The following is a 13,671-nucleotide window of genomic DNA, read 5'->3' on the forward strand; positions in this document are numbered from 1 at the left end:
TATTAAAATGTTTTAGAATAACAAATAAGGAATTCTCTCCCATTATAGGAAGGTGCTAAAAACGAAGTTGTTTTTTCTGTTTTTTGACCAAATAATTTTTTGGTAAGATAAGGATTGAGCCAATACGCTGCTTTAGTACCAAGTATTCCTATTCCTGCTCCGGCAGCAACATCAGTAAGCCAATGTCTGTTATTGTACATTCTAAATATTCCTGTTCCCGTTGCAATGGCATAACCGGCAACACCATACCATATCGATTTATCTTTATATTCCTGATAAAGAAATTCAGCCCCTGAAAAAGCAATTGCAGTATGCCCGGATGGAAAAGAATCATTAGAAGTTCCGTCAGGACGTTCTTCATTGGTTATAGATTTCAATCCGAAAACAGCTACGACAGTAATAATTGTTGAAGTGGCCAAAATTACAGAACGGTCTCTCATATTATTTTTGCCTTTTACTCCAAAAGCATTTAGCGCATAAACCGATACTGCAGGAGCATATCTGGTGAAATCATCAATAGTTATTTTACGATCGATATTTTCTGTAAGTTCATCGCGAATCTGAAAATTAAAACTTTTGATTTGCCCACTTTCCATACCCCAAAAACCATATCCAAGTAAAACTCCGGGAATAATAAGTTGCTTATAATTAAAACGTATATTTTTAACTGTATCCGGATAAATACTGTCAGTTTCTTTTATAGTCTGCCCAAAAATAGTGGTACAGAAAAAAAGCAATGCATATATAAGGAAGTACGTTTTTCTCATATATAAATATATTATTTTTTTTTTAGCTTAAAGAGAATTTTAATTGTGTATCCTAAGATTACATTTTTTTAGAATTTATACTAAATATCTTTATCCTCATACTTTCTTAATTTTTCTTTGAGTTCCTGATTTTCTCTCGTTAAAAAATCAATTTTTTCCAACAAGGAAGCAGGAAGAACTAAAAACTGCTTATTGAGGTTATGAGATATTATGTTTTTTCTTATGTTATCTTCAAATACATCTTCTTTATTTACACCAAGTATTTCGGTTATTTTACTCCATTCTTCCTCAGTTATATCAATTACACCCCTTTCTTTTCGGCTATAAGTTGCCTGTGTCATGGCAAGACGATCTGCCATCACTTCCTGGGTTATTTCTCGGTCTAACCGCAATTGCTGTAATTTTAATTTTTTCTTCAACAAAGAGGATTTTAATATGAATTCGCTGTGTTTTAAAAATAAAAGTATATAAAACTATGTCAAACTTATTTTTACAAGTATTATCTTAAGCAGAAATTAATTTTAACCATAAAATTGCATTACAGTTTTATAGTGCTTATTATTAACTATATATAATTATTATAGTGCCTCCAATAATCATAATAACTCCTATAACACCAAGAGGACTTATTTTTTCATTTAAAAATATTACAGACAGGATTATTGCGATGGCAACACTTATTTTATCGACAGGAGCCACTTGAGAAACTTTTCCAATTTGTAGCGCTTTAAAATAAAATATCCAGGACAATCCAGTGGCGATTCCGGATAAGCATAAAAAAATTAAATTTTGTTTCGTTAATAAATGAATTGAGTTTGTGCCGCCTCTAAAAAAGGCAATTCCCCAGGCCAGAATCAGGATAATAACAGTTCTTATAGCCGTTGCTAAATCTGTGTCGACTCCCTTAATTCCCATTTTAGCAAAAATTGCTGTCAGCGCAGCAAAAAATGCAGAAAGCAATGCAAATATCCACCACATAATTTTTAATTATTAATTGATTAAAAAAGCAAATTAAATTTAAGATTTAGTTTTAAATTAGAATTTTACAGAATTTATAGATTTTTTGAAGACATTATAATAATTTATGTAACGATCAAAAATAATAATGTTTGTATATTAAGATAACATTATAAATTTTTTATTCAGGATAAATTCAGAATTACAGCCTTATTTTGCATCATAAATTTTTGATATGCGCTATTTTATTCTAAGCCTGATTTTTTTATTCTCACTTGCAGTTTCTGCACAATCGTCAAACACAAAAGGTAAAATCATTGGTAAAGTGATCGATGCTGAAACCAAAATTCCCATAGAAATGGCAATCGTAAGTGTTTATCGTGTGGGAGAAACCAAAGTATTAAATGGTCAGACTACTGATCAGAACGGATTATTTGCAATAGATAATCTTCCTCTTGGTGAATATAGAATCACTATAGATTTCATCAGCTATAAAGAAACTTCGTATACTGCAATAAAAGTGAATTCAGGTTCAGATTTAGTAAATCTGGAAAATGTTTTACTAGTTCCTTCCTCCAATCAATTAGATGAGGTAAAAATAATTTCAAAGACGCAGACGGTTCAAAATAAAATTGACAAAATGGTTTATAATACAGCCAATGATCTTACGAGTCAGGGAGGTGTTGCAACTGATGTTTTGAAAAATGTACCGATGATAAGTGTTGATATTGACGGAAATGTAGAATTGCAGGGAAATCCCAATATTCGCTTTTTAATAAACGGAAAACCTTCGAGCATATTTGGAGCCAGTGTTTCTGATGCGTTGCAATCTATACCGGCAAGTCAGATTAAAAGTATAGAAGTAATTACAAGTCCGGGAGCCAAATACGATGCTTCGGGTACTGGCGGAATTATAAACATTGTTTTAAAGGAAAGCAAAGTTGAGGGAATCAACAGCAGTATCAACTTATCTGCAGGAACTCGTCTGGAAAACGGTTCTTTTAATTTAAATGCACGAAAAGGGAATTTTGGAGTGGGAGTTTATTTTAGTGGTAACAAACAGTTAAATACTAAAACAAAAAGTTCAAGTGACCGTATTTCTTACAATGCAACCAGAGACAGTATAAACAGATTGTATCAAAATGGTGTAAACCCTTTTACCAGAAGTGGTTATCAGACTGGTATAAATGCAAATTGGAGCATAAGCCCTAAAGATGAATTAACGGCTACTTTGGGTTATAATCATTTTGAGAATAATTCATCAGGAATGACATTTCAGGATCAAATCTCTTCTTTGTCTAACGGTACGGTTTTATCAGAAATTATTAGCGAAAGAAATTCAGTAAGTAATTTTAAAAATAATGCTACAGACTGGAGTTTAGGATACAAAAAGACTTTTGAAAGAGAAGATCAGGAATTGAATTTTTTAGTGACATCAAGTTATGGTAAAAGCACAAATGATGCTTCGCAAAATACTGTTTATCAAGATGATATTTCGCCTGTTTCAGGTCTAAGAAGTTATAATCCGGGAAAAGATCATCAAATTGATTTCTCTTTAGATTTTGTTCGACCTCTTTCTAAAGGATTTATTCTTGAAATGGGATCAAAAGTTTCATTAGAGAAAATTGACAATAATGTTGTAACCGATACTTTGGCACTAGATGGTTCTTATATAAATAATCAGGGACAGACGTATGCCTTTAAATATAAAAGAAATATTTATGCGGCTTATTTATCTACTTCTTTCACTTTGTTTAAAAACTTTTTAGAAGGAAGGGCAGGACTTCGATATGAACGCACCAATACAACTGCTGATTTTACAGGTGTTGCTATTCCTGGCTACGATACATTTGCGCCGTCATTTACCGTTCAGCATAAATTCAGTGATAACCAGTCTATAAAATTCTCTTACACATATCGAATTGAAAGACCGGATTATGAGGAGTTGAATCCATTTTTTAACATTAGTGATCCGCATAATATCAGTACCGGAAATCCATTTTTGAAACCTGAAATTGGTAATCGTTTTGAACTTGGTTACAGTAAAACATTTGCCAATGATGCCAATATTTATTTCTCAGGATATTATCGCCGAAATACCGAAGACATTCAGAGTTTTACAACATTTCATCCTGTGTTGAATGTCAATGGAACGGATTATACTGATGTAACTTTGACACAGCGTTACAATGTTGGAACTCAAACTGATATTGGAGCCAGTATATTTGGATCAGTTAAGATTGATGAAAAACTGAATATCAGAACTACCATTGAATTTGGGGACCGAACTACAACTAATCCGGCTCTGCCTACTGTGAGTGGCTTTAATTACAGAGCAAATTTGAATTTAAGTTATCAGTTTGCACCTTCAATGATGGGAGAGATTTTTGGAAATTATCGTTCTTCTCAAAAAAATCTGCAGGGAGATCGTCCTGCTTCATTTTTCTACAATATTGCAGTGAGAAAACAATTTTTGCATAAAAATGCAAGTGTTGGTATCACGATGGCGAATCCTTTTAATAAATATATGAACCAAAAATCTACCAAATATGGTGAACTTTTTAGTCAGGTAAATAATAAGGATATACCTGTTCAGTCTTTTGGAATTTCGCTTAGCTATAAATTTGGAAAACTCGAGTTCAAAAAAGGAGAATCGGATAATAATAATGATCCGCAACAGCCTACAATTTAATAAAACATATAGCATTATTTAATACAATATTAAGATTCGTAAGAGCCTAATTCAGAATTAATTCAGGATTGAAATTCAACTTTGTATTGAATTTAAAATGCTTATTATGAAATATTTACCAGTGCTTTTGTTTTTCTTTTTTGTGCCTTTTTTAAAAGCTCAAAATATAAAATTATCCAAAGAAATTAAGGTTAGCGGAGACTTGGGATGGGATTATTTATCTGTAGACGAAGAGGCACAAAGATTATTTGTTTCTCATGGAAATGTAGTTAATGTTATTGATTTAAAAACAGAAAAAGTAATAGCAACAATATCGGATACAAAAGGAGTTCATGGTATTGCCATAGCCAACGATCTTAATAAAGCCTTTATATCTGACGGAGCTGATAATGCCGTAACAGTAATTAATTTAACCACATTCGAACTTATTGAAAAAGTTTCTATTCCGGGAGTTAAACCAGATGCTATACTCTATGATAAATTTTCAGACAAAGTTTTTGTATTTAATGCCAAAAGTAATGATGCAACGGTTTTAGATGTTCTTACGAATAAGGTAATCAAGACAATTCCTCTAGAAGGAAAACCTGAATTTTCTGCCACAAATGGTAAAGGGTTAGTCTATGTAAATATCGAAGATAAATCAAATTAAAGTTATTGATACAAAGAAACTGAAGGTAATACATTCCTGGGATATTTCGCCTGGAGATGAACCTTCAGGACTGGCTTTCGATTCAGTTAATAATAGACTTTTTAGTGTCTGTGGTAATTCAGTATTGGTGGTCACTAATGCCGAGACCGGAAAAGTGGTGACAACATTACCTATAGGAGAAGGTTCTGATGGTGTTTTTTATGATGAAAACAGGAAACTCATTTTTAGTTCAAACGGATCAGGAACCTTAACGGTTATTACACAAAAAAACAAAGACAGTTATGCTGTTTTAGAAACAATTTCTACTGCAAAAGGAGCAAGAACCCTTACCATGAGCAAGGCTACAGGTGCACTGTATTTGCCAACTGCTAATTTTGGAGATACTCCGGCAGCAACCAGCGACAACCCAAATCCGCGTGCTTCAATTGTTCCTGATTCCTTTAAGATTTTAGTAATAAAGTAATTTCATATAACTCTTGAAATGCAAAAGATGAAATGGTATTTTTTTTTCGTACTTGTTTTAATTGGTTCCAAATCTTTCTCTCAGGAGAAAGATTTGTTTTACTTCATTGATAAAGCAAGAACAAATTCTCCCTTACTGGCAGATTATCAAAATCAGATTAAAATCTCGACGCTTGATAGTCTTTTGAATAAGGCTTCATATAAAACTCAGGTAGCAGCAAATTTAAATGCCAGTTATGCGCCTGTAATTAATGGTTACGGTTATGATACAGCTTTAAGCAACGGTCAGATGGTTTCGGCATTGGTAGGATTTAATCAAAGAATATTAGGCAAAGGACAAATCAATTCACAAGCAGAATCTTTTAAGCTTATCAAAGATGCTTTGGTAATTAATAAAAAGATAGCGGTTAAAGATTTAGATAAAAGCATTATCTCGCAATATATCACAGCGTTTGGAACGGAAAAGCAGATGGCTTATAATAATAAGATTACCACACTTTTAAAAGAAGAGGAAATCATTTTGAAAAAGCTGACTAAAAATTCTATTTATAAACAAACAGATTATCTGATTTTTAATGCGACCATAAAACAACAGGAACTTACTGCTTTACAGTTAAAACAACAATATCAAAACGATCTGGCGCTCTTAAATTATCTAACAGGAGAAAGAGACACGACGCTGGTTAAACTAAAAAGTCCTGATTTAACTATAAAAGGAGATAAGGAACAGGGAAGCATATTTTTGAAACAGTTTGAGACCGACAGTTTAAAAATAAAAAATGCAGATAAACTCATTGATAATAATTATAAACCGTCGCTTTCTCTTTTGGGAGATGCCGGATATAATTCGAGTTTTATTTCTCAGGGATATAAAAATTTTGGTTTTAGCGTGGTTGTAGGTGTAAATATTCCCATTTATGATGGAAATCAGCGTAGTCTTCAGCATCAAAAAAACAGCATGGCTTTGGCTACGAATGAAAGTTATACAAGGAATTTTAAAAGACAATACGAACAGCAGCTGCTTTTGCTGAATCAAAAATTTAATCAAAGCACAGAGACCAATAAAATGCTCGAATCACAGCTTTCAGTAGCTGAAGCGTTAATTGATGCTAACAAAAAACTGCTGGTCAGCGGCGATGCTCAGATTACCGAGTACATTATTGCTCTGAGTAACCTTGTCTCGATTCAGAATGCAATTGCACAGAACAGTGTAAATAATCTTCAAACTATTAATGAAATAAATTACTGGAAATCAAATGAATAAATGCATATATAAAACAACGGGACTTTTATTTCTAATGATGCTAATTTTAGTTTCCTGCAATAAAGCTGCACCGGCAGAAGCACCAGCCGTGGTAAGTGTTCCGGTAACTGTAACCCATATTGATACTACAGCTGTTGAGAGTTATATCGATCTAAATGCGACAACGGCTTATTTGATTAAAAACACCATTAAAGCCAATACAACTGGATATTTAGAGGTTGTAAAAGTGGCATCGAATGATTTTGTTTCCAATCATCAATTATTGTTTGCGCTTAAAACCCGTGAGGCAAAAGTTTTAGGTAATACCATTAATAAAATTGATCCAAGCCTGAATTTTGGTAATGCCATACAAGTTCGGGCAACTTGTGATGGATTTGTAAATGCAGTAAATGTTCAAAAAGGAGATTATGTACAAGAAGGCGATATACTGGCTGTTATAAATGACGCAAATAGTTTTTCTATCGTTTTGAGTCTTCCGTATGAACTCAGAAAATTTGTGCCCCTTAATAAAATATTAAATGTTTATCTGCCGGATGGCACTACAATTCAAACAAAAGTAGAAAAATACATGCCATCAGTTGATCCGGCATCTCAGACACAAAATGTTATTTTAAAAAGCATTAAAGCAGTTAATATTCCGGAGAATTTAATAGTGAAGGTAAGGATCGATAAAACAGCTGATACTAAAACAATAAGTCTTCCCAAGCAGGCTATTCTTAGCGATGAAACCCAAACTGATTTTTGGATCATGAAAGTAGTGGGCAATAATCTGGCGGTAAAAGTTCCGGTTAAAAAAGGAATCGAATCTGCAGATAAAATAGAAATACTTTCTCCAAAGTTAAAAACCAGCGATCAGATTCTGCTCACAGGAAATTACGGAGTAGGAGACAGCATCAAAATAAAAATCATCAATAAATAAGCTCATGATACCTTTTTTTGCAAGACATAAAAATGGACTCAGTACAATTATCTTCCTGATTTTATTAGGAGGTATATTTTCCTATTCCAAAATGCAGACAGGATTGTTTCCTGAGATTACCTTTCCTAAAATAAAAATTATTGCAGATGCTGGTCAGCAACCCGTAGACAAAATGATGATTACGGTAACAAAGCCTCTTGAAAGCGCCATTAAAAAGGTACAAGGACTTCAAACGGTTAGAAGTACAACAAGCAGGGGAAGTTGTGAGATTTCTGCTTTTATGGATTGGAATGCAGATATTGATTTGAGTAAAACCAGAATTGAAGCTCAAATTAATCAAATTAAAAATGACCTTCCGCCGGATCTTCAGGTAACTGTAGAGAAAATGAACCCATCTATTTTGCCTGTTATCGGATATGCCATTGACAGTAAAGATCGCTCTGCTGTAGATTTAAAAAAGATCGCTAATTATACCATTAAACCTTTTCTGTCTCAGATTCAGGGAACGAGTGAAATCAGAATTGTCGGCGGAAAAGAAAAGGAATACTGGTTGTCATTAGATTATCAAAAGATGAGTGCTTATGGTATTACTCCGGCAATGGTTACACAGGTTTTTAGTGAAACCAATTTCATTAAATCCAATGGTTATTTGGCAGATTATCACCATTTATATTTAACGATTACTGATGCACAATTGGATAAAAAAGATGAACTTGAAAATCTGGTTATCCGCAATAATAGCAAAGGAATAGTAAAGCTGAGTGATATTTGCCTGGTTGAAATCAGAGAAGCTAAAGAATACATAAAGGTCAATGCCAACGGTAAAGAAAGTATCCTTATTGCAGTCATTAAACAGCCTGACGCCAATCTTATCGAGATGTCTGATGCCATGAGTAAAAAGATGACAGATCTAAAAGCAATACTGCCTAAAGATATTACGATAAAACCTTTTTATGAGCAGGCTAATTTTGTAAATGATGCTGTAAAAAGTGTTACAGACAGTTTGCTTATCGGATTATTTCTTGCCATTATCATTGCCGTTCTGTTTTTAAAATCGGCAAAAGCCAGCGCTACAATTTTAATTACCATTCCCGTTACATTGTCTTTAACGCTTATTGTATTGTATTTTACAGGACAAACATTCAATATTATGACACTCGGAGCCATTGCGGCTGCCTTAGGATTAATTATTGATGATGCCATTGTTGTTGTAGAACAGATTCATAGAACTCATGAAGAACATCCTGATGAACCTGCGGTAACATTGCTTCAAAAAGCAATGCAATATTTATTGCCAGCAATGGTAGGTTCTTCGATCAGTACTATTGTTATTTTTATCCCTTTTGTATTGATGAGCGGGGTTGCGGGATCGTATTTTAAAGTATTGACAGATACAATGATTATTACTCTGGTATGCTCCTTTTTGGTAACCTGGTTATTGCTTCCTGTAATTTATTTATGGCTGTCTCCCAAAAAAGAAACTTCAAATAAAAAAGAAATTATACATCATGAGGTTAAAACACAAAAATGGGTTTCCTATTTTATTCAAAAACCTGTTTTGAGTATTAGTTTCTGTGTACTCTTGTTACTTTCTATATTTCTAATTCTTCCTAATCTTGAAACAGGATTTTTGCCAGAAATGGATGAGGGAAGTATTGTTTTGGATTACGAATCGCCACCCGGAACTTCTCTTGAGGAAACAGACCGTATGCTTCAGGAAGTCGAAAAAATAATTATAAAAAATCCAAATGTTGAAGCATATAGCCGTAGAACGGGAACGCAAATGGGATTTTTTATTACTGAACCCAATAGAGGAGATTATCTCATACAATTAAAGAAAGACAGATCAAAAACGACTAACGATGTTATCGATGATATAAGGCTCAAAGTCGAGAATAGTCAGCCGGCACTTCGTATAGATTTCGGGCAAGTTATAGGAGATATGCTTGGAGATCTTATGAGCTCAGTTTCGCCTATTGAAGTTAAAATTTACGGAAATGATCAAACCAAATTACATCAAATAGCACGAAAAGTTGCCAAAATTATTGAAAATACCAAAGGAACTGCAGATGTTTTTGATGGTATCGTGCTGGCAGGACCAAGTGTGAATATTGAACCTAATTATTCTTTATTGGCACAATACGGCATGACACCTGCAGATTTGCAATTTCAGATGCAAACCCAGCTTGAAGGAAACATTATTGGTACTTTATTAGAGCAGCAGCAATCGACACCAATTCGCCTTATTTATAAAAATTCAGAGAAAAGAAGCCTTGATCAAATAAGGCAATTGCAGGTATTTCTTCCAGGCGGTCAGTCTATTCCGCTTTCTAATTTAGTAAAAATAACACCAGAGAAAGGAGATTCTGAAATAGAAAGAGAAAACCTTCAAATGATGAGTGTAGTAACCGGAAGACTTGACAATATTGGTCTGGGCACTGTTATGACACAGATTCAAAAGAATGTGGCTCAGCAAGTTGTATTGCCACAAGGATATTATATTGAATATGGAGGCGCTTATAAAGAACAACAACAAGCATTTAGTGAACTGCTTTTAATATTAGTGGTCTCTTCTCTTTTGATATTTGGTGTAATTCTGTTTTTATTCAGGGATTTCAGAGCAGCATTAGTCATTCTTCTTATTTCTGTATTAGGAATTTCAGGAAGCTACTTATTGCTTTACCTGACCAATGTGCCTCTGAATGTTGGAAGTTATACGGGAATTATTATGATTGTGGGAATTATTAGTGAAAATGCCATTTTTACATTTCTTCAATTTCGCGAAACCTATAAACAAACACTGGATGTTAATCAGTCTTTGATTTACTCGATTTCAACACGATTAAGACCAAAATTAATGACTGCTATTGGTGCTATCATCGCGCTAATGCCTTTGGCTATTGGAGTGGGAACGGGATCTGAACTTCACCAGCCTTTGGCTATTGCCGTGATTGGTGGTTTTATTGTGGCTATGCCTTTGTTGCTAATTGTACTGCCGAGTCTGTTGGCTTTCATCTATAAAAATCCAAAACATTTAATCTATTTACTATGAGGAAAAACTACGTTAGTTTGATTATCAACGTAATATTAATTTCTAATTTTTCTTAAAATGTTAAAATCTATTTTATTGTTTCTCGTAAGTATAACCGCTGTTAATGCACAAAACAGTGTTTCAGATTCTATTGTAGTAAAAGATACCGTGCAAAATTTAAAATTCAATTATAAACAATTAATTATACCGGGATTACTAATTGGTTACGGTTTTATTGGTCTTGAAAGTGACCAGCTCAAGAGTTTTAATAATAATATCAGAGAAGAAGTAACAGAAGATATTGATAACAAAATTACTATCGATGATTTCTCTCAATATGCGCCTGCAGCTTCTGTTTACGCGCTGAATGCTATGGGAATTAAAGGTAAACATAATTTAAAGGACCGATCTATAATTTTAGCTACATCATATTTAATGATGAGTACTACTGTCTTTGCTTTAAAGAATATTACGAAAGTAGAAAGACCTGACGGAACGGCTAACAATTCATTTCCATCGGGACATACAGCAAACGCTTTTGCCGGAGCCGAGTTTCTTTGGCAGGAATATAAAGACCAGTCGATATGGTATGGAATAAGCGGATATCTTGTGGCAACAGGAACGGGATTGTTCAGAATGTACAATAACAGACATTGGCTTACTGATGTTGCTGCTGGGGCGGGGATAGGAATATTGAGTACTAAAGCGGCTTACTGGCTGTTTCCGTATGTAAAAAATACAATTTTCCCTTCCAAAGAAAATAAAGTGACCTCAATGGTTACGCCTTTTTATAACGGTAAACAAATGGGAGCGGGAATGGTTGTTCAGTTTTAACGCTTCAAAGCATCAATTTGAATTTAACAGCAATACTTAAAATACCACCAGGCTTTTCTAAGCTTTAAACTTACTGTATAAATGAAAATATCAACTAAAATAAATGTTTTTAGAAGAAATGCTATGCGTTTTTTAACCAAAAACATTGGTTCTTCCAGAAAGACTTCTAATAAAATTATAGAAGATCCAACCCATATAAAACGCATTTTGATCTGCAGGCCAAATGCACGACTGGGAAATCTTCTGCTTATAACTCCTTTGATTAAAGAGGTCAGTGCTGCTTTCCCCGAGGCTCAAATTGACCTTTTTGTTAAAGGCGGTTTGATGCCCGTCATTCTAAAAAATTACAATCAGATAGGTGAGATCATTGTACTTCCTAAAAAACCTTTCAGCAGCCTTTTGGTCTATTTAAAAGTATGGCTGAAAATAGAACGTAAAAAATATGATCTGGCCATAAACGTAGACAAGGATTCATCTTCTGGACGATTGGCGGTTGAACTTTCTCATGCTGTTTTTAAATTTTATGGAGATGATTTAAATGAAACTAAAGCAAAAGATTATCAGCATATCGCCAAATATCCGGTATACAATTTCAGGGAATTTCTAAAAAGTGTTTCGTTAAATATTGTTGATGGACTTATCCCAGAAACTGATCTGCAATTAAGCGATACAGAATTGGCTCACGGTAAAAATATTCTTTCCAAGAAGTTTGACAATCAAAAGAAAACAATTGCAATTTTTACCTACGCTACAGGCGATAAATGTTTTTCTGAATTTTGGTGGAATGATTTTTATGCGCTTTTAAAAATCAAATACGAACGTGATTATAATATTCTTGAAATTTTGCCTGTTGAAAATGTCTCCCAAATACGATTTAAGGCTACCAGTTTTTATAGTAAAGATATACGTGAAATAGGTTCTGTTTTAGCCAATACAGCTCTGTTTATTGGAGGTGACAGCGGCATAATGCATCTTGCCAGCGCCGCAAAAACTGCTACTGTGGGATTGTTCTCTGTTTCTAAACTTCAAAAGTATCAGCCTTACGGAAACAGTTCTCAGGGAATTGATACTAATACGATTGTCAGCAAAAATCAATATATATTAATTATGGATGGTATTTTGATGGAGAAAGATCAGTAGAAATATAAAAAAATCTCTAAATAAGTTTCTGTATGAGGAACTTATTTAGAGATAAATATCGCTGATAATCTGAGAAATTAAACCAGCACTTCTAACCCTTTAGGTAAAATACTTACCTCAATTACATTAGTTTTTAAATTTTGCATTTCACCATCAATCTGAGCATCTATAAATATTTTTTGAGGCATTTCTATATGTACTTTACGCACGTAAGTATGCTGTGCTTTTTTAAATTTCTCAATTGAATTTCTCAGTACATTAAACCCGAGGGATAATTTTTCGAAAAAAGTTAATTCCGGAATTATAACCATGTCAAGAATACCATCGCTAAGGCTTGCCTTTGGAGTTAAACTCATATTATACCCCATTTCATTTGAATTCGAGATAAACAGCATAAAAGGATTTATTTTAATGACCTTATCTTCATAAGAAACAACAGCTTGCTGAGCTTTATACTCAAAACTTGACGAAAGTGCAGCTTTCACATAAGATGATAATGTTCTGTTTCCGGATCGTTCGTATTTTTTGATAATCAGAGCATCAATACCAATTCCCATATTACTGAAAAAGTAATATTGATTTATTTTCCCAACATCCATTGAAGTGGTAATTCCTTTTTTAATAATGGCAATTGCTTTAGCGAAATCTCTGGGTATATTTAAGTTAGAAGCCAGCCCGTTTCCGGATCCTACAGGAATTATTCCTAGTTTTATAGTAGTTCCTACAAGACAGGAAGCTACTTCATTAATAGTCCCGTCGCCCCCGCAAGCCACAATATAATCCGGATTTTGCGAAATAGCAGCTTTGGTAAGTTCAATGGCATGTTTTTTTTGTTTCGTATAATCTACCTCAATTCTATACTGTTCTTTTGGGAACTGATTAAGAAGGTAAGAAGTCGCTAAATTATGCTTTGCGCTTCCGGAAATAGGGTTGATTATAAAATGTATATAGATCAT

General features: G+C 33.7%; 12 protein-coding genes. 8 read left to right on the forward strand and 4 right to left on the reverse strand.

Annotated elements, in window-relative coordinates:
* Positions 1–2 precede the first annotated feature (2 nt).
* The 3 genes from GKZ86_RS23165 to GKZ86_RS23175 all read right to left on the reverse strand — a co-directional run bounded on the left by GKZ86_RS23165 (position 3) and on the right by GKZ86_RS23175 (position 1,745).
* Positions 3–767: a phosphatase PAP2 family protein gene (locus tag GKZ86_RS23165; protein WP_154785415.1), complete on the reverse strand. Its 765-nt coding sequence runs from the start codon at positions 765–767 to the stop codon at positions 3–5.
* Between the two features lie 80 nt (positions 768–847).
* Positions 848–1,186 (reverse strand): helix-turn-helix transcriptional regulator, encoded by a 339-nt coding sequence (locus tag GKZ86_RS23170; protein WP_154785416.1) that lies wholly within the window; start codon positions 1,184–1,186, stop codon positions 848–850.
* Between the two features lie 142 nt (positions 1,187–1,328).
* On the reverse strand, positions 1,329–1,745 hold the full coding sequence (locus GKZ86_RS23175) for an EamA family transporter (protein WP_154785417.1): 417 nt from the start codon (positions 1,743–1,745) through the stop codon (positions 1,329–1,331).
* A gap of 214 nt (positions 1,746–1,959) precedes the next feature.
* Here GKZ86_RS23175 and GKZ86_RS23180 point away from each other — a divergent pair, with 214 nt between their 5' ends.
* The 8 genes from GKZ86_RS23180 (at position 1,960) to GKZ86_RS23215 (ending at position 12,715) form a co-directional block, all read left to right on the forward strand.
* Positions 1,960–4,416: a TonB-dependent receptor domain-containing protein gene (locus GKZ86_RS23180; protein ID WP_154785418.1), complete on the forward strand. Its 2,457-nt coding sequence runs from the start codon at positions 1,960–1,962 to the stop codon at positions 4,414–4,416.
* Positions 4,417–4,522: 106 nt separating this feature from the next.
* Complete coding sequence (locus tag GKZ86_RS23185; RefSeq protein ID WP_194632472.1) at positions 4,523–5,065, forward strand: YncE family protein; 543 nt, start codon at positions 4,523–4,525, stop codon at positions 5,063–5,065.
* Between the two features lie 127 nt (positions 5,066–5,192).
* Positions 5,193–5,528, forward strand: a complete 336-nt coding sequence (locus GKZ86_RS23190) for a YncE family protein (protein WP_154785420.1) — start codon at positions 5,193–5,195, stop codon at positions 5,526–5,528.
* Between the two features lie 27 nt (positions 5,529–5,555).
* Positions 5,556–6,791 (forward strand): TolC family protein, encoded by a 1,236-nt coding sequence (locus tag GKZ86_RS23195; protein ID WP_194632474.1) that lies wholly within the window; start codon positions 5,556–5,558, stop codon positions 6,789–6,791.
* Positions 6,784–7,710 (forward strand): efflux RND transporter periplasmic adaptor subunit, encoded by a 927-nt coding sequence (locus tag GKZ86_RS23200; RefSeq protein ID WP_154785422.1) that lies wholly within the window; start codon positions 6,784–6,786, stop codon positions 7,708–7,710. Before GKZ86_RS23195 ends, GKZ86_RS23200 begins: the two co-directional genes overlap by 8 nt.
* Before the next feature lie 4 nt (positions 7,711–7,714).
* The gene (locus GKZ86_RS23205) at positions 7,715–10,762 is read left to right on the forward strand and encodes an efflux RND transporter permease subunit (protein ID WP_154785423.1); all 3,048 of its coding nucleotides are present in this window, start codon (positions 7,715–7,717) and stop codon (positions 10,760–10,762) included.
* Positions 10,763–10,819: 57 nt separating this feature from the next.
* Complete coding sequence (locus GKZ86_RS23210) at positions 10,820–11,575, forward strand: phosphatase PAP2 family protein (RefSeq protein WP_154785424.1); 756 nt, start codon at positions 10,820–10,822, stop codon at positions 11,573–11,575.
* An 81-nt stretch (positions 11,576–11,656) separates the two neighbouring features.
* Entirely contained in the window at positions 11,657–12,715 is a 1,059-nt protein-coding gene (locus GKZ86_RS23215; RefSeq protein WP_154785425.1) for a glycosyltransferase family 9 protein, read from the forward strand.
* Between the two features lie 77 nt (positions 12,716–12,792).
* Here GKZ86_RS23215 and GKZ86_RS23220 read toward each other — a convergent pair whose 3' ends face one another.
* A complete protein-coding gene (locus GKZ86_RS23220) occupies positions 12,793–13,671 on the reverse strand; it encodes a diacylglycerol kinase family protein (RefSeq protein WP_154785426.1) in 879 nt (292 codons plus the stop codon).

This window comes from Flavobacterium sp. LC2016-13 (assembly GCF_009707955.1).
Lineage (GTDB): Bacteria > Bacteroidota > Bacteroidia > Flavobacteriales > Flavobacteriaceae > Flavobacterium.